The organism is Gayadomonas joobiniege G7, assembly GCF_000300815.1.
GTDB classification, from domain to species: Bacteria; Pseudomonadota; Gammaproteobacteria; order Enterobacterales; family Alteromonadaceae; genus Catenovulum; species Catenovulum joobiniege.
On sequence record NZ_AMRX01000008.1, the window covers coordinates 208,961 to 234,615 of the forward strand.

Sequence of the window (25,655 nt, forward strand, 5' to 3'; positions counted from 1 at the left end):
TATTTTGGATGTAACGGCAAAAAGCTTTTTGCGGGTTTAATTGGGGGGATTTTGTTTGCTAGTTTTTCTTTACAAGCTGCGCAAACCTATAAACTACTTTCACCGGATGCCAATATCAAAGTTAAGTTAGAAGTTGAAAATGGTCTAACTTATCAGGTAGAAGTAGGCGGTAAACCCGTGATAGCTCGGTCTGAACTAGACCTTATTATCGCAAACCATCCTAGCCTATCTGCTAACGCAAAAGTTTTAAACACGAATAAAACGAAGATGGAGGAATGGCTGGAACCTGAAGTTAAAGTTAAGTCAGCAAAAATCAAAAATCATTATAATGAATTGGAATTGATTTTCGACAATCAATATCATATCCAATTCCGAGCGTTTGACAATGGTATCGCTTACCGATTTAAAACCAATCTTAAAAAAGATATCCAGGTTGACCATGAAGTGGCTGAATTTAATTTTTATGGCGACTCATTAGTTTATTTCCCTCAGGAAGAAAGTTTTTATTCGCATAACGAAAGAAGTTATCTAAAAAAACAGCTATCTGATATTGCGAGCACTGATTTGGCTAGTACCCCGACACTCGTTGACAGTAAAGGCGTTAAGGTTTTAATTACCGAAACTGCGCTTGAGGATTATGCGGGTTTATGGTTATTAGGCAATGGCGGGGGATTAACTGGCACTTTTGCCAACTATCCGTTGGCTAAACAGGCTTTGAAACCCTTGGTAGACAGGAATGAGCCTATCACTAAGCGAGCTAATTATATTGCAAAAACTGACGGTGAGCGAGAGTTCCCTTGGCGAGTATTAGCGATTGCGGAAAATGATGCCGACTTAATTACAAACCAGTTAACTTATCAGTTGGCTAAACCGAATCAAATTGGCGATACCAGCTGGATTAAACCAGGGAAAGTTGCTTGGGATTGGTACAATGCGAATAATCTGTTTGGAGTAGATTTTAAGGCTGGTGTTAATACACAAACATATAAATACTACATTGATTTTGCAGCAGATTACGGACTTGAATACGTTATTTTAGATGAAGGCTGGTATCCGTTAGGAAACTTAATGGGAACTGTGCCAGAAATGGATGTGCCAGAGATCATTGCGTATGCAAAGCGCAAAAGCGTAGATATTATTTTATGGACCTCATGGCTGACTTTAAGAGATCAATTTGATGAAGCCATGGACCGTTTTGCTGAACTTGGCGCTGTTGGTATTAAACCAGACTTTTTTCAGCGAGATGATCAGCAAATGGTTAATTTTTATTGGAAAATCGCCGAAGAAGCCGCTAAACGAAAATTACTAGTTGATTATCATGGCTCTTATAAACCGGCCGGTTTAAGACGCACTTATCCTAACGTTATTTCAAGGGAAGGCGTTAAAGGTTTAGAGTGGAACAAGTGGAGCCAAGATAGCACGCCCGAGCACAATACAACTTTGCCATTTATTCGAATGGTTGCTGGACCCATGGATTATACACCGGGTGCAATGTCGAATGCGGTCGGGCCAAAAGCTTTTGGAAAAGTTGATTATGACGGACACGCACCTGATCATAAAGATTTTTCAATTCGATTTATAAGACCTATGAGTCAAACAACTCGGGTGCATCAGATGGCTATGCTTACTGTGTTTGAGAGCCCTTTGCAGATGATGGCAGATTCTCCCAGTCGCTATCGAAAAGAAAATGAGTCAGCACGTTTTATGGCCAAAGTTCCGACAGTATGGGATGACACTAAGGTTTTACACGGTCAAATAGGGGACTTTATTAGCGTCGCTCGCCTAAATGGTAATACTTGGTTTGTTGGGACACTAAATGATGAGAATGCACGTGAATTAAATTTGGATCTTTCATTTTTAGCTGGCGGGAAAAAATACCAAATGACTATTTTTGAAGACGGAATCAATGCAGATAAATTTGCTGAAGATTACAAAAAGCGAGTTATTGAAGTTGATAAAAATACCAAATTGACAATGAAACTTGCCGCCGGCGGCGGATATACAGCAAGAATTGAAGCGCTATAAAAATTTTTACTAATGATTGCGAGCCATTTTATTAGGCTCGCGTCATATTTTTTTGATAGGCTTTGGGACTTTGGCCAGTGTGTTTTTTAAAAGCTGTTGAAAAATATGCTGAGTTATTAAAACCCACTTCAAAGGCCGTTTCGGTTACACTTTTGACGGTTAATAGCTGTTTTGCTTTTTCCATTCTAACTTGGATCAGATATTGATTGATGGTTTGCCCTGTTTTTTGTTTAAATAATTTTATTGCGCGTGAGCGGCTAATACCAACTTGCTCACAAATCAGTTCTAAATTCAAATTTTGATGATAATGCGCCAACATATACTGCTTAAGCTGTTCTATTAACCTTAGATCGACGTCTTTGGTGGCTGCTGAGTGTGTTTTTGTTGCTAAAAATTTAGCTTGTTTTAGCAGTTCGTGATCGATTTCAGGCTGTGAATTGGCGGCTTTGATCTTTTTGCCACTCGCCTCTAATGTGGCAATTAATTCACTTGAATCGTTGTAGCGGTAAATGGCGCTATCAAATAACATAAATAAAACTTCTTTTGCCCGCAGCCGGTAGGTTTCCAAGTCATGCTGACAGAATTCAGCCAGGTTTTCCGAAAACATATTAAAGTGAGCGTTTACTATCTCTTTATTCCTTGAATTTAAGCTGCTTATAAAAGCTTCTCTTTCCCTAAAGGGATAGGCTTCACTGATGCTTTGTGGGTAAAACTGGCTAAACTGATTATTGCTTGGGGCGCTAAACTGGGCGATGGCCAGTTGGTTTTGCAAGCTATGATGCTGATTTTGTTTAAGCTGAGTTTGCCGAATATCTTGAAATACAGCCCACGCCCAAACAAGCGCGGTCACGCTGGCACCACCATAATATAACCCCCACTGCTTAAAAATAAGGCCAAATGTCATGCACAAGCAAAGCCAAATCGTACCTAAACACAATACAATGACTTTTTTCCTACCGGCAGTATTTGCCTTTTCAGTGATGATCCGGAATAAAATTAAACAGCAAGGAACCAATAAAATACAATTGACCAGAAGTACTTGTGATAAATAAACAAACTCGGGATCAAATAAGGGTGTTGGCCATGGCAATTCCTGCTGGTTCATTTGGCTAAGTGGGGGCGATGTTAAAAAAAAGCCGCACCAAATGAACCCAAGGACATACGGAATTTTGTAAAAAAAGCTTTTTATATCAACCTGAGCAATGGTCAATAAACCATTGCATACCGAGGGAATGCCCACTGCGAATAAAAGAATATTTCGAGTTAAATCATAATACCGGTTAGCAGATTCAAACGGTAACATGTTAATCAATGGGCCGGTTAAAAAAAACGTAAAACACAGCATGAATGTGGCAAAATGACCATATGCCTGCATTTTGTAGCGAACTAAACTGAAATAAACCAACACCATCAAAAACACATTCGCCGCGCCAAAAGGCACTATGCCTTGTATTAAAATATCCCACGAAATGTTCAATGTGCTCATTTTAACTCAGTATATATTTATGCGACCAAGGGTCATCTAATATGAAATAAAAACAATCATAACATAAATTGTATAAAGTTTACTTTAACGGCTGTGTTATCAAAAAATATCTTTTTTTTAACTTTAAATAGTCGATTTTGAACGTATTAACAGACCTTTTATGAGAAAAATATAAATATCAATCAAACAATAAAAGGTCTTTAACCCTATGTTTAAACTTGTATGCTACTTACGGCAAAACGCGAAAAAGCTGAGCGTTTGGCTTAGCATGAGCTTATTTTTTTGCTCGTCCACCGCATTTGCAAAACAACCTAATATTTTATTTATTTTATCCGATGATGCGGGGTATCACGATTTTGGCTTTCACGGTAGTCAAACTATGAAAACGCCAAATTTAGATATGCTAGCGGAACAAGGTATTTTATTTAAACAAGCTTATGTCAGCGCAGCGGTCTGTGGCCCGTCGCGAGCTGGAATTTTAACTGGACAATATCAGCAAAAGTTTGGTTATGAAGAAAACAACGTGCCCGGTTATATGAGTGAATCTGGCACCACGGGTGACGACATGGGCTTGCCGTTAGATTTAAAAATACTGCCAGAATATTTAAAAGAGCAGGGCTACCAAACGGCCCTAATCGGCAAGTGGCACCAAGGTAATGCAGATAGATTTCACCCGACTAAACGAGGATTTGATTATTTTTATGGATTTAGAGGCGGTGCCCGAAGTTATTATGAGTTTAATGAAAAAAATAAAACCAGCCGCGACGAGGATTATCTAGAGCAAGGTTTTAAAAATTATAAAGAATCTAAAGATTATTTAACCAAAGCACTAGCCGATAGCACCATTGAATTTATTGAAGATAATCAAAATAAACCATTTTTTGCGTTTTTATCTTTTACCGCCGTGCATACGCCAATGGAAGCGATACCCGAAGACCTGGCTCAGTTTCCAGACCTAAGCGGTAAGCGTAAAACGTTGGCCGCCATGACCTTAGCTATGGATCGGGAAATTGGTCGTGTACTGTCTAAACTAGATCAATTAGGTTTAGCCGACAATACAATCGTGGTGTATACCAACGACAACGGTGGCCCAAGTGATACAAATGCGTCAAACAATGCGCCTTTTTCTGGTACCAAAGCAAATCACTATGAAGGCGGCATTCGAGTGCCTTTTATTTTGCGTTGGCCAAATTTAAAAACCGACCTTAAGACCTACAACTCACCTATTATTACGTTAGATTTATTACCGACTTTTGTGCATGCCGCTGGCGGAAATGTTGGCAACAACCAAGCGTTAGATGGGGTTAATTTAATCCCTTATTTAGAGGGAAAAAAATCGCCCCCTGCGCATCAGCGCTTGTATTGGAAAAAAGAAAATCGAGGTGCAATCCGTGATGGTGATTGGAAGCTATTAAGATTTCCTGATAGACCCGCCGAGTTATATCAAATCGCGGAAGATCCCGCGGAACAAAATAACTTGGCTTATCAGTATCCAGAAAAAGTTAAAGCTTTATATAAAGCGCTATTTGATTGGGAGCTTACGCTAGAACGACCTTTATGGCAGCTTAAACGTGAGTTTGAGGGTAAAGCTATGCAGCGTATCGACAGTTATCGTCAACCGCCGGTTTTAGATTAAATTTAATAACAATAAGAGAGACTATTATGAGAAAGTTATGCAAAAAGATTTTAAACAAGCCGATACAAATTGCTTGTTTAATACTTGCTGGGTTATCTACGGTGCAAGCGAATGACAGACCAAATATCATTGTTTTATTGGCTGACGATTTAGGCTATAACGATGTTGGTTTTACCGGCGAAACCCCTATTCAAACCCCTAATATAGACAAGCTGGCTAATAACGGGGTGATTTTTAAAAACGGCTATGTCACCCATCCTTATTGCGGGCCGTCGCGCGCTGGTATGTTAACTGGCCGCTATCAAGCGCGATTTGGAATGGAAAACAATGTTTCCTATTCGCCAGATGACAAATATATGGGCCTGCCGTTAACCGAAAAAACCTTTGCTAAAAGGTTGCAAGCCGTCGGCTACAAAACGGCTATCATTGGTAAGTGGCATTTAGGGGGGGCACCACACTTCCAACCCAATGAGCGTGGTTTTGATTATTTTTATGGCTTTTTAGATGGTGGTCATCAATATATGCCGGGTGAAGAACATGTTGGTGCTGGCGGTTATTTATTACCTGTGATGCGTAATAAACAACCAGCTGGATTTGATGAGTATTTAACCACTGCACTGAGCAAAGATGCGGCTCGTTTTATTGAGCGTAACCATAAACAACCCTTCATGTTGTTTATGTCATACAATGCGCCTCATGCCCCTTTGCAAGCCCCGCAAAAGACGATCGATAAATATAGCCACATAAAAGATAAAAACCGCCGTATTTATGCCGCTATGGTAGACGAGATGGATCAGGGTATTGGCCATATTGTAAAAACGCTAGAAAAAACAGATTTACTCAATAATACTCTGATTTTCTTTTTGTCTGATAATGGCGGTGTGTATCCTGAAGAATGGTTACCCACTTTCGATTGGGCTGATAATAGCCCGTTTAGACGCGGTAAAGTTGCTTTGTTAGAAGGTGGAATCCACGTGCCTTTTATTGCCCATTGGCCTGCTAAAATTAAACCAGGTTTAACCTTTGATGGTTTGGTTTCGTCGTTAGATATCGCTGCAACCTCAGTTGCTATTGCCGGTGCTGATGATTCGGATGGTCTATTAGAAGGTAAAAATTTAGTGCCTTACCTAACCGGTAAAAAAACAGGCTCACCTCATAAAGCTTTGTTTTGGCGGTTAGAAGAAGCTGATCATATTTATGCAGTTAGAACACCAACAGCCAAATATATGCGTCAGCCTTTGCCAAATGTCGGCCGCAGCTTTTTTGATATGGCCAAAGATCCTAACGAAACAAATAACATTGTTGACCAGAGACCTAAACAGCAAGCAGAACTCGCTAAATTATGGAATCAGTGGAACAGCAAAAACATCAACAGCATATTGCTGCAGTCATGGGAATATAAAAAAGCACGTGACGATTTTTACCAACAACTGTTTGAGCAAAACAAAGCCGATGCTAAAAATAGGACGGTATATACCATTGAATAAAACAATAGCCGAGGGTTAGCCCCTCGACTATTTTAATTTTGGTCATCCTAAGGGACGTTATGGTATGTAACCTATTCACCGAGTTGAGACCTTGGAATAAGAATTAACGCATGACCAAGGTTCCCATACAATGAGCGTGCAACAATAGCGCGCATATGCTCACAATAAATCATCGCAAACAGCCAAGGCGTTTAAAACGGGCAGTATGAGTAATGTCTGGCGCAAACGGTAAGTGAAACTCATCTAAACCCATCAGGTTGGTGTAGGCGTCGCTCTGCAATTGAACAATCGAGTTGCAATAATCCTCTTAATCGATTCTAATTAACATTAATTTAACGCGAAAACTTAAGTTAAATGGATTGCTAAAGCTAACCTAACAAGGATAACTATAAATGATGATAAAACATGTCAAACAATTCATAGAGTATAAATTATTGATTGTTGGGGTTTTACTTTTTTCTGTGTCGATAGCATGTCAAGGGAGCCAGAAATATAAAGATACAGAAACGGTCACAGTGTCGTATTCCAAAGTTACAGGTATTGGCAAAGAAAAAGGCGTAATGCGCAGAGATCCAAGTGACGTGATTAAAGTCAATAATTTATATTATGTTTGGTATTCAAAAGGTCCATTAAAAACAGGTTATGATGCCACAATTTGGTATGCGACCTCTCCAGATGGACATCAGTGGACAGAAAAAGGGATGGCGTTAGCAAAAGGAAAACAAGGTTCTTGGGAAGCTGGTAGTGTTTTTACACCTAACATTATGAAAGCAGAAGGAAAATATTGGCTTTTTTATACAGGGACCTCTAAAAATTATGGTAAGGGATTTAATCCTGACTCAAAAATAGGGGTCGCTGTTTCCAATTCTCCCGATGGACCTTGGGAGCGATTGTCAAGCAATCCAATTTTAAGCAATAGTAAAAATCCAGAAGATTTTGATAGTCACTTAATTGATGATGCTTGTTTGATTGTAAAAAATAATCAATATTGGCTGTATTATAAAGGCAGAAAGTTAGGCGAAACCCCGCATCATACAAAAATGGGGGTTGCTGTGGCAAATCACCCAGAAGGACCTTACATCAAGTATAAAGGAAATCCTGTCATTAATGGTGGGCATGCCGTTTTAGCTTGGCCTAAAGGAACAGGTGTAGCGGCGATCATTGGCAAAACAGGTCCGGAAGATTTGGTTAGGTCGGTTTTGTATTCTGATGATGGATATCATTTTAAAAAGATATTTAATGTTAAAAATGGCCCAGATGCTGGCGGGGCTTACCGAAACAATCATTTTTTAGATAACGGAAAGGCACCACGTATCAATTGGGGTATTGAAATAGAAAGTACCAAGCACTCTCTACCTTTTTTGCACAGATATGAGATAAATTGGCCAAAATAAATGGTATTCCTCGGGTAAAGGGCGCTTTACACAGAGACAGTCAGCTTTGCCCGACCACCATGAGATTCATTCACACTCTATAGGTGTCTGAAAACTTATTAACATAGGTGGTTTCGTATCAATTCCTAAGTCATCTTTAGTAAAGCACATGACAATACCAGTCATTCCGTAGTGAAGTGCGTGGATCGAAGCACCGAGTGACGGAAACATCCACTTAATTTGAACAATTTTTTTTATGGCAGGAACAACAAGCCGTAATTCGAGTTTTGTAATATAGAGCTCTCATGAGTAAATAGCGACTCAACACACGGCAAACACTATTTTTCCTTGTGATACTTTTGTGAGAATTAAATCATTTTTTTGGGATATTTTTTGGCCAAACTTGGTATCAGTTAAATAACCAAAAGGGCACTAAAAAATGAAATTTAATCGTATCGCAAAACTTTTAACTGCAGCGGCAGTTGTTTGTTCAACTTCAGCCAATGCAGCGGATATTGACTTAAAACTCGTTAATTTGACGCAAGGCATTGCCTTTACCCCTGTACTGGTTGCCGCGCACGATAACAATAGCTATTTGTTTAAAGCTGGCGAAGCTGCTTCTGCCGCATTAGAAGCGATGGCAGAGGGGGGCAATACGGCTGACTTAAAAGCTATGGCTGAAAGCGCCGGAGCCACTACTTTAGATCTCACTTCAGCACCAACCCTTGCCGGGGCAACTAGTATGGGCAGCTTAAACACTGGTGACAATATGTATCTATCGTTAACTGCTATGTTATTACCCACTAACGACGGTTTTGTTGGTTTAGATAGCTGGCAGATCCCAAGCGAAGCGGGCACTTATACGATAATGCTAAATGCTTATGATGCCGGTACTGAAGCCAACGATGAATTAATTGTCGCTGGTGCGGCTGCAACACCTGGCATACCAGCCAACCCAAGTGGTAACAGCGGCAGCAATGGCACTGGTGTTAGTAGCAGCGATAGCAATGATACCGTTCATATCCATCCTGGCAATATTGGTGACACTGATGCGATTGGTGGTGTCTCAGATTTAGACAGCCGAGTGCATCGCTGGTTAAACCCAATTGCTAAACTTGTTGTTACCGTTAAATAAACTGGAGGCAATATGAATATCGTTTTAAAAAACAAACGACTGAATTGTTTAGCTGTCAGTTGTGCCTTTGCTTTATCAGCTTGTTCAATTGACTTTAACAGCGATGACGACGAGATGGAAACGCTCGAACCACCAGTTAAACGTATTTATCAGGTTAGTTTGAGTAATTTTACCCAAGATCAACCGTTTTCACCGCCCGCTTTATTTACCCATGCTGCTGACTATTCACTTTGGCAAGTGGCGCAACCTGCTTCAGTAGCACTTGAATATTTAGCGGAAGGAGGCAACGCCATGCAGTTAAGCGAATTGTCGGCCATTAAATACAAAATGTTAAAAGAAATGCCTTTGCCTCCGGGAGACACAACTAATTGGACACTTGAGCTAGATGAAAACACTAGTGAGCGTATTAGTATTGTCACCATGTTGGTCAACACCAATGATGCTTTTACTGGTATCACCGCTAAATCGCTGCAAATGCTAGCTGTTGGCGACAGTTATACTGTGATGTTGCACGCTTACGATGCTGGAACGGAAGTTAATGATGAAATTAACATACCTGGGCCGGCTGCGTCTGGTGAAGGTTTTAATGTATCAAGATCTGGCGATATCGACCGAGTCGCGATTCACCCAGGCGTGCTCACCGAGTATGAATTAACAGGGTCCGTTTTAAGTGCTTCACATAAGTTTGACAACCCAGTTGGCAAAATAATGGTTAAAAGAATGCAATAAAAAACCTAAATTCCCGCTCCTTATAAAATAGTTAAGTGGTTCAGGGGCGGGATATGCAAAACAGAGTACTTTTGGTTGAAGATAATGCCGACATAGCAAATATCATTAAAATTAATTTATCGATGTTGGATTTAAATGTCGAGAGTTATGACGACGGCAGTCAAGCGTATAAGAGGTTACATAAACCCTACTCGTTGGCGATATTCGATATTATGCTGCCGGGCACAGATGGTTTAAAACTATGTCGCCGCTTACGCCAATTACAACCACAAATAGCGATAATTTTATTAACGGCAAAAAATACCGAACTTGATGTAGTCACTGGGCTGGAGAGTGGCGCTGATGACTATTTAACTAAACCTTTTTCTGTTTTGGAATTACAAGCTAGGGTAAAAGCACAGTTGCGGCGCGTTAAACAAACCACATCCGAGTTGCAGGAAAATAAACCTGTGCTGCAATTTGCGCAACTAACCATCAACCCTAATTTGTACCAAGTTAAAAATGGTCAACAAGTTATCGACACCACAGCAAAAGAGTTTGAGCTGTTATATTTTTTAGCTAAAAACCCACAGCGAGTATTTGGCCGAGAACAATTATTACAAGAAATTTGGGGCATGCAACATCATGGCGCGGCACATACTGTAAACTCAACCATGAACCGATTGCGTGCCAAATTAGAGTCAGATTCATCTAACCCCAAATGGTTAAAAACTGTCTGGGGTGTTGGTTACAAATTTACTTAACTTTAATTGGGGCAGGTAAGATGTTTAAAACACTCGGGGGGCAGTTAAGTGTGGTTTGTGGGGCGATGTTTATAATCGCTGCGGTGGTTCTTAGCCATTGGTATATGCAAAGCAGTGAGCAATTAGCCAACCAAGTAAAACAAGATCTGCACAAAGATCTTGCTCATCACATCGTTTACGATGATGTTTATTTAAAACAAGGCATTATAGACACAGAAAAATTAAAACAAGCGTTCCATACCCAAATGTTATTGGGCCCTGAGTGGGAGTTTTATGCCTTAGATGTAAAAGGGAGAGTATTGGCTTATTCGGCTCCGCCGGCCGTTGTTAAATTGAGTCATATTAATTTATCCCCAGTCAAACATTATTTGGCCGAAAACGCTTTGCCGATATACGGAGATGATCCGAGAACCCCAGGTAAGCGCAAAATATTCTCTGCTGCGCCTATCACCAACGAACAAGGCCAACTGACTGGTTATTTGTATGTTATTGTTGGCGGTCAAAAATTAGACTCACTTTACACCCAGTTATCACAAAATAAATGGTTAAAAGACAGTGCGTTAGTTATTTTTATTGCACTGGTTTTTACTTTGGTTGTATTGTTATTTGCAATTCGAGTGATCACTCGGCCACTTTCTCAATTAAGCGAAAAAGCTTTGGCTTATGTGAATAACGATTTTGCCCGCTTGAGCCAGGTGGGTAATACCGGCTACCGAAGCAAAGAAATTCAAAACTTAGAGTATAGTTTTATTAATGCAGCCGAGCATATTAAACGTCAGCTTAAACAAATTAAAAATACCGAAGAGTTACGACGTGAGCTGCTGTCCCATATCTCGCATGATTTTAAAACACCGTTAGCAGCACTCAATGGTTATTTGGAAACCTGGATGATTAGCGAGCCGTCGCAACGGAGCGAGAAGTTGATCGGCAGCGCATTAAAAAATGGTAACCAAATTGTCCAATTGGTTGATCAACTGTTTGAACTATCACGCTTAAAAAGTGGGGATATTCAATTTACGCCTGAGCCGGTTAACCTGGTTGAACTAACCTATGATGTGATCCATCGGCTACAATTACAAGCTGACCAGAGCCAAGTTGACTTAACGGTAGAGTCGGCCCAATCCGATTTAATGGTTGTTGCTGATATTGCCAAATTAGAGCGTATTTTGGTAAATTTGATCGATAATGCAATTCGCCACACGCCGACGCATGGTCGGGTTAAAATAAGTGTTAAACCCGAACAAACTGGAATTTTAGTTTCAGTGCAAGATAATGGCAAAGGGATCCCAGATGCTGAAATCAGCAAAATTTTTGAACCTAAGTTTCAAGCCAGCAATAGCGAAAAAAGTTCAGATAATCAAGGTCTTGGACTGTCAATAGTGCAACACCTATTGCAACTTCATGGCAGTCACGTTGAGGTAGATAGCGAAACCGGAAAAGGCAGTTGTTTTAGTTTTAACTTGCAAGCTTGTTAAGTTATTCTGCATAAAGAACAGCCTCAAAAGCTAACGCGGCATGAGACGATGGGCGATCTTTAAACTGCAGTTGCAATAATGGTCTAGCCATGTCCATGTGCTCAAATTCGACTAGGCTTTGAAGTTTGCCTAACGCAATTAAATCAGCGCAAACCACTTGCGGTAACAAAGCTATGCCTAAACCTTGTGCCGCTGCGTGGGCGATGGCTTCGTTGCTGCCAAGCTGGATAACGTTTTGCGGTTGAATCTTGAGTTTTTCTAGCCATTTAAGGCTCATTTCTAGGGTGCCAGAGCCTGGCTCTCTTAATAACCATACTTGTTCGTTTAACCACTTTTGTGTGTTTTTGCCTATCTGCTGGTCACAGCTGAGCACGACACTCATTTTGTCTTGCTGCCAGTGGCGGCTGATAATGCCTGTTTGATGTGGGCTGCCTTCTACCAAGGCCAAGTCTATTGTGCAGTCTAATAATGCCTGCTCAATTTGTGCAGTATTAGCCACTTGTACTTCAATTTTGATATCTGGATATTTTTGTTTGAATTTTGCTAAATAAGGCGGCAGCCAATAATTGGCAATTGTGGTACTCGTCCCTATCAATAACGCGCCTTTTTTTAAGCCTTTACGCGCATTAATATCATCAATTGCCGCTTTTTCAATCGCAAAAATACTTCTGGCATGCGCGTACAAGGCGTTTCCGCTAGCGGTTAAGGTTAATTTTTTACCTTTAGCGGCACGCTCAATTAGTTGCATATCTAATTGATGTTCAAGTTCTTTTAATGCTTTCGACACCGCGGGTTGGCTAATAAACAAAGCATCAGCCGCTTGCGAAAAACTGGCTAATCTAGCAACGGTATGAAAAACCCTGAGAGCATGCAGATTCATTGTATAACCTAAAGTAATCAAATCATTATTTAAATGTATTTGAGTTATATATTACACTTTTTTAAACTAAGGACAAGTTAATAAACGGAGGCGCCAAGATGGCAAACTTAAATTTTTCTCTTCGCTTACCAAATATAAATCACACATTAGCTGAACGCCGTTGGTGGTTGGGTTTGGTATTAGTGGGGGTAATTGCCGCGTTAGCGATTAATTTAAGTCATTCGGCTTGGTTGCAACCTTATAAGTTAAGTCCACTCACCATTGGCATAGTGCTGGGTGTGATGATTGGCAATACAATATTTTCAAAAATCGCTAAACAAACGGATATTGGGGTCGATTATGCTAAATCTTGGCTTTTAAAAGCAGGCGTGATTCTATTTGGTTTTAAAATTACCTTTAGCCAAGTGGCGAGTGTGGGCTGGCAGGGTATGTTGACCGATGCGATCATGCTTAGTGGTACTTTTTTATTGGCCATTTGCTTAACTAAAAAAGTCTTTAACCTTGATGAACAAACCGCTATTTTAATCGGTGCTGGAAGCTCTATTTGCGGTGCTGCGGCAGTCATGGCAACTGAGCCTGTGATAAGAGCGCAAGCCCACAAGGTTTCTGTTGCAGTAGCCACCGTGGTGGTGTTTGGTACTTTGAGTATGTTTGCATATCCTATGTTATATCCTTACATGGGGATATCAGAGCATGCTTATGGAATTTTTGTCGGCTCAACGATTCACGAGGTCGCTCAGGTTGTTGCTGCAGGCAACGCGGTTAGCAAAGATGCGGCAGATATAGCCGTTATTGAAAAGATGCTACGTGTAATGTTACTAGCGCCATTTTTATTTATTTTATCTTTTTATTGCAACCGAAAAAATGCAGCGCAGACTCGCGTCAAAGAAAAAACTGGCACTGTATTTATTCCTTGGTTTGCGCTGTTTTTTATCATGGCTAGTGGCATTAATTCATTGGGTTTATTGTCAAATCAATTGATTAAAGACCTCGCTTATCTTGATAACATTTTACTTACGGTGGCTATGGTCGCTTTGGGGTTACGAACCCACGTAGGCGCCATCCGGCAAGCCGGTGTTAAACCTTTATTACTTGCAGGCTGTTTGTTTATGTTTTTAACAGTCGGAGGTTTTTTAATTAATGCAGGCATCGCAAAATTTTAAACAGGAGTAATAACAAGGCAGAGCCATTTATTTGGCCCTGTCTTGTATCAAAACCATCGAGTCTGCTGCAAAATGCACACCCACGTCATCACGCGCGAGTTTTTTGATAGGCTTCTTTAGCTAAGCGATAACTAAGATCATGAATCAACTCAAATGCCGCCGACTCGGACAATCTATGCTCTGCTACTAATTGAGCTAAAAAGCGACAATCAATTCTTCTTGCAACATCGTGGCGCGCTGGAATGGATAAAAAGGCACGGGTATCATCGTTAAAACCCACAGTATTATAAAATCCGGCTGTTTCGGTAATATTGTGGCGATAGCGTAACATACCTTCTGGACTGTCATGAAACCACCACGCCGGACCTAATTTTAAACAAGGGTAGTGACCCGCGAGCGGAGCCAGTTCGCGTGCATAAGTAGACTCGTCTAGGGTGAACAAAATAAGCCGTAAATCTTTTTCGCTGCCAAAGCGAGATAACAGAGGTTTTAAGGCTGCAACAAAATCTGTTCGCACTGGGATATCACAGCCTTTATCTGGCCCAAAAGCCTCAAAAACCTTTACATTATGATTACGGTGACAGCCAGGGTGCAATTGCATCACCATACCGTCTTCAAGACTCATGGCGGCCATTTCGGTCAGCATTTGAGCTCTAAAAAGCTCTCTTTGCTCAGTATTGGCGGTGCCCTGAATAACCAGATTGAATAATTTTTCGCTATCGGCTGAGCTTAAATTGGCCGTTTTCGCGGACGGGTGTCCGTGGTCTGTAGCGGTTGCGCCATGTGCTCTAAAAAACTCACGACGGTTTTTAAGCGCATTTAAATAACCTTGCCAATTATCTGTGCTTTCGCCACTTAACTGAGCTAGCGTTTGCAAGTTATTTAGAAAGTTAGGATTGTCTGGGTCAACGACGTCATCCGGCCTAAACGTGGTAATTACGGTATTTTCTAAACCAGTACCTTTAAGTTTGGCGTGATGCTTTAGTGGATCTGTTGCGCCTTCTGTGGTGGCTAATAATTCAATATTGAACTTTTTTAATAAAGCTCTCGGTTTAAAATCAGCACTCGCTAATTGTTGGTTTATGCTGTGATAATACTGCTCGGCATTCGCGCTGCATAGGGTTTCGGTAAAACCGAATACTTCACTAAACACATAATCCATCCAGATTCTGGAAGGAGTGGCATTGAACAGATGATAGTTGGCGGCAAAAATTTGCCATATTTTTAAATGATCGGTTTCACTTGCACCCCCATCTATGCGACGGATGCCTAACGCTTCTAATCCGATACCTTGGCTATACAGCATTCTAAATACATAATGGTCGGGAATTATGAGTAATTCGGTGGCGTTGTTAAAGTTCTTATTGTCGGCAAACCAGCTTGGATCTGTGTGGCCGTGCGGACTAATAATAGGGACGTCCGAAATACTTTCATATAAAGCTCGGCTGATTTCACGCTGTTTAGGATCAGCGCTAAATAAACGGTCGGGATGTAGGTCTAACGCTTGAATCTGCTTCACTGCTTTATGCCTCTTTGTTAGTTGCTTTAATTATGGTTTGCTACCGGTGGCAATGATAAGCGGCAAGCCTGCTAGGGTCAAGTTCAAAAAGTGCTCATTTAAGTATCAGTATGTTAAAAAAAGTCTGGCCCGCTTTGAGGGCGCGCCAGAGCTTGTGGACAATTGTTGCCTTGCCGACTCCAACAGAGTATCCGCGGAAGGAATTATGTTATGAAGCGGCTTATTCCATAACCACATCAACAAAATATTCAGTTTTACCGCCGTCAGTCTCTGCTATCAAACCATGCACATAGGTTTCAAATCCTGCAAAGCGGGCATTAAAGTCACGAACAAATTTTAGATATTTAACGACTGTAGTATTAAAACGTTCACCCGGTACCATTAACGGAATGCCAGGAGGGTATGGGGTCACTAACATCGCAGTAATACGGCCCTCAATTTCATCAACTGAAACTCGCTCTACCGCTTTATCGGTCATTTTTGCCCACGCCTGACTTGGGATCATTGCCATTTCAACTTCACTTAAATACATATCAGTTGTGACTCTCGCCACATCATAATCGCGGTACATTTGGTGGATTGACTGACACAAATCTTGTAACCCTATCGCTGCATATTCAGGGTGTTTTGCAGCAAATTCAGGCATGACTCGGTAAATAGGCAAATTATGATCATAATCGTCTTTAAACTGCTGTAACTCAGTCACCATTGAATTCCATCGGCCTTTAGTAATGCCAATTGTAAACATGATAAAAAATGAATAGAGACCAGTTTTTTCGATAATAATGCCATGCTCCGCTAAATACTTGCTAACGATTGCGGCCGGGATACCTGTGGCAGCGAAGTCGCCTTGAATATTTAATCCTGGGGTCATTAATGTTGCTTTAATTGGATCTAGCATATTAAAACCCGTTTCGACTTGCTCAAACCCATGCCATTGTTCGTCTTGGCGGATCACCCAATCGGCTTGCTCGCCAATACCTGACGGACACAATGTTTCAGGCCCCCACACTTGAAACCACCAATCATCTTCCCCTAAATCAGCGTCTACTTTACGCATAGCACGGCGAAAATCTAACGCTTCGGTTAATGATTCGGCTACTAACGCGCGGCCCCCAGGGGCTTCCATCATAGCAGCGGCAACATCGCAGGAAGCAATAATCGAATATTGTGGACTGGTTGATGAGTGCATTAAATAAGATTCATTAAACCTATGCCGATCGAGCTTGTGCTGGCTGCCATCTTTTACGAGTATTTGTGATGCTTGCGACAACCCTGCCAATAGCTTGTGCGTTGACTGGGTAGAAAACACTAAAGGTGCTGCCACTGATGGTTGATTTGCATCACCTTCCATTGCATACATTTTTTGATAAAACTCATGGAAGCTGGCATGGGGTAACCAAGCTTCATCAAAATGCAGGGTGTCAATCACACCTGTCAATTGCTGTTTAATCGTTTCTACATTGTAGATAACGCCATCATAGGTGCTCTGTGTCAAAGTTAAAATTTTGGGCTTTTTAACTTTTGCTGCGCGTGCAAATGGGTTAGCTTCAATTAATTGATTGATATGTTCCGCTGTAAACGCATGACGTGGTATTGGGCCAATAATGCCATAGTGGTTTCGGCTTGGTCGCAAAAATACTGGAATTGCACCTGTCATTATGATCGAGTGCAAAACTGATTTATGGCAGTTGCGGTCAACCACGACCACATCACCAGGCGATACATTGGCGTGCCAGACAATTTTATTGGATGTAGAGGTACCATTGGTGACAAAAAACAAATGGTCGCAGCTGAAAATGCGTGCAGCGTTTAGTTCACTCTCAGCCACAGGGCCAGTGTGATCTAACAATTGTCCAAGTTCATCAACAGAGTTACAAACATCTGCGCGCAGCATATTCTCACCAAAAAACTGGTGAAACATTTGGCCAACGGGGCTTTTTAAAAAGGCAACGCCGCCCGAATGTCCGGGGCAGTGCCATGAATAAGAGCTGTCTTCAGCATAATGCATAAGTGCTTTAAAAAACGGAGGCGCTAATGCATTTAAGTACTTTTGAGCTTCACGAACTATATATCGGGCGACAAACTCAGGGGTATCTTCAAACATATGAATAAAACCGTGTAACTCACGCAATAAAGAAAGCGGGATCTGCTGCGCAGTTTGAGTTTCACCATATAAAAAGATTGGGATATCAGCGTTGCGTTGGCGGATGGCACGGATAAACTCATCAATTTGGGCGATCGCATCCTGTTTGCCGTCTGCAAATTCGTCATCATCAATGGATAATACAAAACAACAAGCGCGTGAGGCTTGCGGTGCAAAACTACGGAGATCACCAAAGCTGGTAAGCCCTAAAATTTCGAAGTCTAAGGCGCTAATGGCATCGGCCAGATCGCGAATGCCTGAACCCGAGATGTTTTCTGAACGGAAGTCTTCGTCAATAATGACAACAGGGAATTTAAATTTCATTTTTATATCCAAAAAAGCTAAGTAGAGATCACCCGAGCTCTTATTGGATTGCGCGACAGTTGGCAAAGAGATCAGGTAAAAAAATAACCCACCGCTCTGCCTCGCCAAATGATATTGACCGCGCCAGCTTGTTCGCGCGAATTAAAACACTTTTGACGAAAAAATAAAGTTTTTTTTTATTAAATTTTTGAGGACGCATTTTAGTTAAAAAACTGTGCCAATCTAGATTAACGCAAGCGAATGGAGTAGAAACGCTTTGTAATACCTATTAGCCTAAGGTTAGGTATTATTTTCAAAATATTTTTGATTCTTTTTGATGATCTGCCTGGTTTATCTATCTTTGGCTATGTAATAACTTGTTGTTTTATTCATATTAAGGCCTTCAGACTGTGCTTGAGAAAATGCGCAAAAGAAGGCAGTTGACGAGGACTTTAGAATGTCGTTTGAGTATTTACAGCAAGCACGATCACTATCATTGCCAACCCGAGAGCAGATTCTAATACGCTCACCCGAGGTACAGGCATTTTGGCATAACAACCGCACCCTGTTGCAAAATGCTTGGCCGCAGTGGCAGCAGAGTTTAGCGGATGGAGTGATTAAATTGGATGAAGATTTAATCGACCAAAAAATGCGCCATGCGGTCACTCAAGCTTGGGCCAACCCAGAATTAGAAGATAATGTAAAAAGCTTATGGCATTCTGTGGTGCCAGGCGTTTATCAAGCGCATTTATTTTCACCGCAAAAACTGGCGACTTTAAGACAGTTTTTTGAACAAGCAGCGGCGAGTGAAATCCCGCTTCGAGCGCCCTACGGTATCGCACTTAACCGCCATGGTGCTATGTTAGATCCACGATCTGAAGGCTATTTAGCCGCACCAGAGTTTCAGGTATTTTATCGGCGGTTGATGGATAAATACATTCGTCCGATCGGACGTTTATTGTTTCCTGAAATAACTGGCTTTGATTCGCAAACCTTTGGTTTTTCGATTCAATATGAAGCTGGAGTTGATGCTTCACTACGCATGCACACAGACGCATCTTCAGTTACATTAAATGTTAATTTAAATCTACCTGATGAAAGTTTTACAGGTTCAGAAGTCGATTTTTATGATCCCTCAACAGGCCGAAAAAAGCGGGTTACTTTTACACCCGGTCTGGCATTAATCCACAGAGGGAATGTGGCGCACGCAGCACAGCCAATTACCAGCGGAAAAAGAACCAACATGGTGTTGTGGTTGTACGGCCAACACGGCCAAATCCCTATGCCTAGCGACCGTCAACAAGTGCTTTCTGCCCATCAACGCTGGCAAGTACCAGCCGTTGAAATGGACATGAGTGCGCCATTTTAGTTTTAATGCAAATGCAATTTAAACACGTTGGCTATATCGTTTAAACCATGTTCGGGCACTGTGAAATTAAAGCTATAACTATCGTCCAACCAGCTTATGTTCTCGCCACTGCTGAGTAAAGTCACTTTTTGTACTGGACTTGGCGGTGCGTATCTGTGGCGACCTAAAGGTTTTATTTTTATGGTGCTGCCGGCTTTAGGTCTACCTAATACAAAAACATAAATGGCTTTGCCATCTTTTGCTTGGGTAAAACGCACATCTTCAGCACTATAATCTATTTTTGCCGATTGCCCATCATGGCTACTGTTTTTGCTGCCTGCTGTGCCGTAACCATAAGTATCATACGGGCGGGTATTGTAAACCGCCTCACCATGTATCTTGAGCCACTGGCCGATTTGTTTTAATGCGGTGCGCTGAGGTTGGTTGATAGTGCCATTAGCCATGGGCGAGACATTTAATAATACAATACCGTTTTTACTCCAAACATCAATCATGTTGCGAATGACGAGTGCGGCATCTTTGTACTTTTCGCCTTCGATATATGACCAGCGACTCTCGCCCAAGGTAATATCTGTCATCCACGGCAGTGGGTGTTGGTCGCGTCGCCCACCTTGCTCAAAATCCAGCACACTGTAGCTTAACGGCATGTCGTTGTGTTTGTGTACAGTCACAACTTGCTGCCCAGTCTGCTCTGCATGATTGAAATAATGCGCGACCATTTGGTTACGATATGATTTAGGGATCATATTTAACCATGAATCAAACCAAATGATATCGGGTGAATAATTGTCAACGACCTCATTGACTTGATCGAGCCAATATTGATTGAACTGATTTATATCTTCAAAGTTACCAAATAGCTTACGCAGTTTAGGATCATTGGTCGTGGTTGGCGAGCCTTCATACCAAGGGTAGTGACTATTAAAGTCTTTTACCCCAGTTGGACGGGGCCCTTTATTTCGCTGACCATTGCGCGCATGGTGAAAGGTTGCAATGGTTTTTAAGCCGTTTTTTTTAAGTGCCGTAAAAAGCTCGCCTAAAATATCTTTTTTCGGCCCCATGTCGGCAGCGTTCCAAGGATTCACTTCGCTATCCCACATTGCAAAACCGTCATGATGCTGGGCGACAGGGCCAGCAAATTTTGCACCAGAGGTTTTAAATAAGTTAGCCCATTCTTCGGCATCAAAGTGCTCTGCCGTAAACATAGGAATAAAATCTTGATAGCCAAATTTTTCTACTGGGCCATAGGTTTTTACATGGTGTTTGTATACTGGATGATTTTTACGGTACATGTTGCCGGGATACCAGGCAGTGCCAAAAGCAGGCACACTGTAGGGACCCCAGTGAAAATATATACCTAATTTTGCATCAACAAACCACTCGGGCGCAGCAACATGCTGCACCAAAGAGGTTTCATTGGGGCTGTACTTTGGGTTATTGGCAAATACAGCGGGCGCACATAACAAACCAGAAGCGACAAGCCATGCGCGACAGATCTTGGACCAGTTTGCGGTGATTTTTGGTTTTTTTACCCCGGTTGTTGTAAACCCTGTTGTTGGTAACATAGTGCCTCCTTTTACTTTGCCAGCTGAAACTTAACTTGACCTTTGATCGGGCCTGACACCTTTTGAGGTTCACCCTGAGGACCCGCCTCATGTGCATACATAAATTTTGTCCCTATGCCCGGAATTTTATGAAACAGGTGCAAGCCGCCTTCCGTTGGATAGTTCCAAACCGCGTGGATGGGTGATTCGTGAGTGCGGTTTAATTTTTTAGGATGAACCGATTCAACAGGGATGCTATTTGACGGTCGTAAAACGCCTAAATATTCACTACCGCTTTGACTGATTAATAAACTCTGTTGTGATTTTAAGTTTAATTTCATCCACCGAACATCACTAAAAATACCTTTAAATTCTGCTTGTCCCCACATATTTAACCCTGTGAGTTTATCGTTATAGTCGTTTTGATAATGCCCAAATTGCACACCTTGCAAACGGTTAGCCCACACGCGATAAGGGCCTTTGCCGACCCACTCTTTGCTGCTCACTTGATTTTCTGGCAGTTCAAAACCAACCGCTAAATAAGTTAGCTTTTGATCAATAGCTGCAAATTGATACTCAAGCTCAATAATGGCTTGTGGCGTTATAGTCCATTTAATCTGCTCAGATTTATCGTTGGTCGCAACGATTTGATAGGCGTTTCCTTGCCAGCGGGTTTGTGCTTGCCAGTTCGCGTTAAAGTTTAGTTTTTGCTCTAGCGTAGCGGCATGCAAACTTGGCCCTTTGCCTAAACCCGAATCTTGCTTATTGATACTGGCTTTGAGCAGTTGGCCATTTTGTGGTGAAAACTGCCAGTGTTGTTCGCCGACAGCGATATTAAATGGGTTATTTTTATCCACTGTGATCTTGTGGTTTTTTTGTTTAAAAACATCGTAGCTTTTGTCTATCGGCAAGGACCATTGCATCACTTCATTTTTGTGCGGATCGGTTGCGCTTATTTGCAGTGCGTCGGCCGTTTGCCAACCAGTTGGCAATGAGATGGTTAATTCACCCTGCGTGCCTGGTCCTATATCCGCGCCTGCCATGTGTCCATCGGCTATTGTTTGTTGTCCGTTTTGATCGAATTTTACGAGTTGCCATCTAAATTGGCAGTCCTGCAAGTTGGTTTGATAAAACTCGTTTTTTACCCTGATATCACCATCAAAGTTGCTGTTCAGGTTTTCAGTTTTTATTTGAATTGGCGACCAAAGCTCACGCACCGCATAATAGCTGGCTTCTTTTTGACCAAAAGGGCCAACCATGCCGTCAGAGGATTTATTGCCATGAGTGTCTAGTTTACCCTCCATATCAGAGCGAGCCACAGCTGCATCAGCCCAGCACCATAAAACGCCGCCAGCGCCTGTTTTTGAGTTTTTCATGGCTTGCCAATAGTCTTGCAAGCCAGCGCCATGGCCTCCATCGTAAAGTCCATGCAAAAATTCGGTCGGTAGATAAACAGTTGGTTTAGACAGTTTTTCTAAAAATTCATCATATTCGGGGTAATGAAAAGTCTCTATACCTTCGAAGTTTGTCCACGGGTGGATGACATGGCGATCTTGCAGATCATATAAATGATAAAGATCGTCAATTTCTAGGTTAAAACCACTTTCGTTCCCGTTTGCCCATAAAATCACCGAAGGATGGTTTTGATATTTAGTGACGATTTCGTAAGCAATATTACGTGCGATAGGGGTATCAATCCAAGGGTCATGCCAGTTGGTCAGTTCAGTGATCACCATCAAACCTAGCTCGTCACAGGCTTCCATAAATTCGGTCGTTGGCGGTAAGTGAGAGCGCACTAAGTTAATATTTGCCGATTTAATCTCACGTGCGTCTTTCCATGCTTTTTCTTTATCAATTGCACGACCTGTGATTGGATCAAAAACATTGCGGTTAACCCCTTTAACTAAGATCTTTTGTCCGTTTAAATAAAAACCGTCTTGGCGGCGCACTTCAAAGGTTCTAAAACCAAACTTTTGTTGGTAAGCGGAAACGGTTTGGCCGTCTTTACGTAACTCAACCCTAACTTGATATAGATTTGGATATTCAGGAGACCATGTTTTAGCGTTTTTGATCTGGGTTTGCATACGAACGCGTCCACTGCCATGTAGCATTGGAATCGACATGGGTTCACCAACATTTTCCCCATTTATGGTTTGAATTTGCGCGTAAACTTCATCAACGTAAATGGGTGGGGTCTTTTTAAATTTGGTAATGTAGTTGAGCTGCGGAAATACATCCATTTTAAAGTCGCCATTGGCTTTAGCATCAATTGCGACTCGGTTAATAAAGCTTTTATTTTGCACTTCGAGATAGACAGGGCGATAAATACCACCAAACACCCAATAATCCGCTTTACGCTCGGCGTGATCTAAACTGTCGTTGTCGGGTTTCTTTTTTACGATAACGGTTAATTCGTTTTCAGCACCATATTTTAGGGCTTTGGTTTTGCTTAAATCATGGCGAAATGGCACATAACCGCCCATATTATCCACACCAAGTTTTTCACCGTTTAAAAAAACACTGGTTTGTGTCATTGAGCCCTCAAAAACTAATCTTACATGTTTGTTTTTCCAGTCGTTTGGGGCAAAAAATTGAGTTTTGTAAGTGCCAACTTCATCGTGTTTTTCTGCTGGCAAATCGTGACCATAATTATAATGGCCAAAACCTTGCTGCTCCCAATTAGATGGCACAGGTATATCATGCCATTGGCCGCACTTGCGGCCGTCAGAGCATTTAAACTGCCAGTTAATTGCATCACTGGTGCCTTTGCCAGATAAATATACCCGTTGCGCTGTTTTGTCGCTGGCAGTGCTAGCAAAACTAAAACATAAAAAACAAATTAACGATAAAATTTTTTTGAGCATAGGTGTTCCTTTTAATTCACCAGTATCAGAGTTGACAGTTTAAAATTTAAATATTGTATAGATAACTGTTAACACATTGTGTATTTGACACATGAAATTGTGATTTTTTATATGATTTTAAGTCTATGGTCGGTATAAACTAGGATTTTAGTGAGTATCAATTATATTTGTTGCAGTGTTGCCACCGGTGGCATATAGTGCGGTTAATCGCATGTAAAACGAACGTTAAAATTAACCTTAGACAGACAGGGGTGTTTAAAAATGCACAATCGCTCACGCTTAAACAAACAAAAATTAGCAGATTTGAAAATCGGGCAAACGAACTTTAGTGCCCCAAAATATGATCCGGAGCAGTTAACGATTGGCATAGTGCACCTAGGTCTAGGTAATTTTCATCGTGCGCACCAAGCTATGTACACCGAGCAACTTTTAAATAAAGGTGAAGATCTAAACTGGGGGATTTGTGGTGTTAGTATGCGTAATCAAGATTTGCAGCAAAAAATGCAGCAACAAGACAATTTATTTACCGTTGCAATAACCGACAAACAAGATAAATATCAGGTTGTTGCTGCTATCAAAGAAGTTTTGGTCGCGGCTCAACAACTACCACAGGTACTGCGACGCCTCGCTGCCCGTGAGACTAAAATTGTGTCTCTTACGGTGACCGAAAAAGGCTATTGTTTAAACTCGGCCGGTGAATTAGATCTAAATTTGCCCCAAATACAAGCAGACATTGCAGATCCCCATACGCCTGCTACGGCTGTTGGCATCTTAGTCGCAGGATTACAACTAAGGTTCCAAGCCGGTATCCCAGCTTTTAATGTAATTGCCTGTGATAATCTGCCAGCAAATGGCGATAAATTGGCGCGGGCAGTGATCCAACTGGCCGAAAAATCTTATCCTGAACTCGCAGTTTGGATTAAAAACAATGTACAGTTTCCAAATACAATGGTGGATTGTATTACCCCTGCAACTGAGCAGGCAATTTTGGGACAAGTTAGTGAAGCAACGGGTTATAAAGATTTAGCCGCCGTACCAAGAGAAGGTTTTTCGCAATGGGTGATCGAAAACACGCTAACGGGCGAGCGGCCGCAATGGGAAAATGCTGGGGTTATTTTTACGGATGATGTTGAAAGTTATGAGCATGCAAAACTGAGAATCTTAAACGGCTTGCATTCAACGCTAGCCTATCTTGGGACATTGCTCGGGTATACCAGTGTATTTGAAGCCGTTAGTGATAAAAAATTAAAACACTTTTTAATAAAATTGCTTGAAGAAGAGATAATTCCAACAATTAATCCACCTAAAGGATTAAATCTTGCTGCTTATTCGCGAGACATAATTGCTCGTTTCGAAAACCCTAAAATTCGTCATTTACTGAGTCAAATAGCCTGTGATGGTTCAATTAAAATACCCGTACGAATTTTAGCGCCTGCGCTTGATAACTTAAAAGCTGAACGAGAGAACAATGGTTTGTATTGGGTGATTGCTGCTTGGATGCAATTTTTACATAAGGCGTATTTAGCGGGTGAAACAATTAATGATCCTAGAGCTGACGAAATTATAGCTTGTTTACAGCAGTTTGGTGATCAGGCGCTAACCAATGTAAATGTTTTTTTTGCGATCCCAGATTTAATTCCAGTTGAAATTAAATGCTCAAATGAGGTTAAAAATCAGGTTGCGCATCGACTCGCAAACATAAATGATTTGACGAACCACCTTTAAGTTGAATAAAAATATGTGTCGTTATTGTCTGTTGTTAACAAAGGTGAGGTAAC

17 protein-coding genes are annotated in these 25,655 nt (G+C 41.4%); 11 read left to right on the forward strand and 6 right to left on the reverse strand.

Going from position 1 to position 25,655, the window contains the following annotated elements:
- Positions 1-51: 51 nt before the first annotated feature.
- Positions 52-2,025 carry a glycoside hydrolase family 97 protein gene (locus C727_RS0115700; RefSeq protein WP_237742360.1) on the forward strand — a complete coding sequence of 658 codons (1,974 nt, stop codon included), beginning with the start codon at positions 52-54 and terminating at the stop codon, positions 2,023-2,025.
- 31 nt (positions 2,026-2,056) lie between these two features.
- Here C727_RS0115700 and C727_RS0115705 read toward each other — a convergent pair whose 3' ends face one another.
- Positions 2,057-3,511: a helix-turn-helix transcriptional regulator gene (locus C727_RS0115705; protein ID WP_017446607.1), complete on the reverse strand. Its 1,455-nt coding sequence runs from the start codon at positions 3,509-3,511 to the stop codon at positions 2,057-2,059.
- A 208-nt stretch (positions 3,512-3,719) separates the two neighbouring features.
- Here C727_RS0115705 and C727_RS0115710 point away from each other — a divergent pair, with 208 nt between their 5' ends.
- The 7 genes from C727_RS0115710 (at position 3,720) to C727_RS0115740 (ending at position 12,089) form a co-directional block, all read left to right on the forward strand.
- Entirely contained in the window at positions 3,720-5,147 is a 1,428-nt protein-coding gene (locus C727_RS0115710; RefSeq protein WP_017446608.1) for a sulfatase, read from the forward strand.
- Positions 5,148-5,173: 26 nt separating this feature from the next.
- A complete protein-coding gene (locus C727_RS0115715) occupies positions 5,174-6,634 on the forward strand; it encodes a sulfatase family protein (RefSeq protein WP_017446609.1) in 1,461 nt (486 codons plus the stop codon).
- Between the two features lie 392 nt (positions 6,635-7,026).
- On the forward strand, positions 7,027-8,028 hold the full coding sequence (locus C727_RS0115720; RefSeq protein WP_017446610.1) for a family 43 glycosylhydrolase: 1,002 nt from the start codon (positions 7,027-7,029) through the stop codon (positions 8,026-8,028).
- A 418-nt stretch (positions 8,029-8,446) separates the two neighbouring features.
- Positions 8,447-9,142, forward strand: coding sequence for a spondin domain-containing protein (locus C727_RS0115725; RefSeq protein WP_017446611.1), 696 nt, complete (start codon positions 8,447-8,449; stop codon positions 9,140-9,142).
- Positions 9,143-9,154: 12 nt separating this feature from the next.
- A complete protein-coding gene (locus tag C727_RS0115730) occupies positions 9,155-9,871 on the forward strand; it encodes a spondin domain-containing protein (protein WP_017446612.1) in 717 nt (238 codons plus the stop codon).
- Between the two features lie 53 nt (positions 9,872-9,924).
- A complete protein-coding gene (locus tag C727_RS0115735) occupies positions 9,925-10,614 on the forward strand; it encodes a response regulator transcription factor (protein ID WP_017446613.1) in 690 nt (229 codons plus the stop codon).
- A gap of 20 nt (positions 10,615-10,634) precedes the next feature.
- Positions 10,635-12,089 carry a sensor histidine kinase gene (locus tag C727_RS0115740; RefSeq protein ID WP_017446614.1) on the forward strand — a complete coding sequence of 485 codons (1,455 nt, stop codon included), beginning with the start codon at positions 10,635-10,637 and terminating at the stop codon, positions 12,087-12,089.
- A gap of 1 nt (position 12,090) precedes the next feature.
- Here the strand turns inward: C727_RS0115740 and C727_RS0115745 are convergent, their stop codons facing one another.
- Positions 12,091-12,969: a LysR family transcriptional regulator gene (locus C727_RS0115745; RefSeq protein ID WP_017446615.1), complete on the reverse strand. Its 879-nt coding sequence runs from the start codon at positions 12,967-12,969 to the stop codon at positions 12,091-12,093.
- Positions 12,970-13,067: 98 nt separating this feature from the next.
- On the opposite strand from C727_RS0115745, the gene C727_RS0115750 reads away from it, so the two are divergent.
- Positions 13,068-14,132, forward strand: a complete 1,065-nt coding sequence (locus tag C727_RS0115750) for a YeiH family protein (RefSeq protein WP_017446616.1) — start codon at positions 13,068-13,070, stop codon at positions 14,130-14,132.
- An 88-nt stretch (positions 14,133-14,220) separates the two neighbouring features.
- Here C727_RS0115750 and uxaC read toward each other — a convergent pair whose 3' ends face one another.
- Positions 14,221-15,651, reverse strand: a complete 1,431-nt coding sequence (gene uxaC, locus C727_RS0115755) for a glucuronate isomerase (RefSeq protein ID WP_017446617.1) — start codon at positions 15,649-15,651, stop codon at positions 14,221-14,223.
- A 220-nt stretch (positions 15,652-15,871) separates the two neighbouring features.
- Positions 15,872-18,121, reverse strand: a complete 2,250-nt coding sequence (locus tag C727_RS0115760) for an arginine/lysine/ornithine decarboxylase (RefSeq protein WP_017446618.1) — start codon at positions 18,119-18,121, stop codon at positions 15,872-15,874.
- Positions 18,122-18,557: 436 nt separating this feature from the next.
- Between C727_RS0115760 and C727_RS0115770 the strand changes: the two genes are divergently transcribed.
- A complete protein-coding gene (locus C727_RS0115770; protein WP_017446620.1) occupies positions 18,558-19,469 on the forward strand; it encodes a 2OG-Fe(II) oxygenase family protein in 912 nt (303 codons plus the stop codon).
- Between the two features lie 2 nt (positions 19,470-19,471).
- Here C727_RS0115770 and C727_RS0115775 read toward each other — a convergent pair whose 3' ends face one another.
- Both C727_RS0115775 and C727_RS0115780 read right to left on the reverse strand, forming a co-directional pair.
- Positions 19,472-21,034 (reverse strand): alpha-L-fucosidase, encoded by a 1,563-nt coding sequence (locus C727_RS0115775; RefSeq protein ID WP_017446621.1) that lies wholly within the window; start codon positions 21,032-21,034, stop codon positions 19,472-19,474.
- An 11-nt stretch (positions 21,035-21,045) separates the two neighbouring features.
- Positions 21,046-23,877 (reverse strand): glycoside hydrolase family 2, encoded by a 2,832-nt coding sequence (locus tag C727_RS0115780; RefSeq protein WP_017446622.1) that lies wholly within the window; start codon positions 23,875-23,877, stop codon positions 21,046-21,048.
- A 261-nt stretch (positions 23,878-24,138) separates the two neighbouring features.
- Here C727_RS0115780 and C727_RS18745 point away from each other — a divergent pair, with 261 nt between their 5' ends.
- Positions 24,139-25,602 carry a mannitol dehydrogenase family protein gene (locus C727_RS18745; protein ID WP_017446623.1) on the forward strand — a complete coding sequence of 488 codons (1,464 nt, stop codon included), beginning with the start codon at positions 24,139-24,141 and terminating at the stop codon, positions 25,600-25,602.
- Positions 25,603-25,655: the final 53 nt, after the last annotated feature.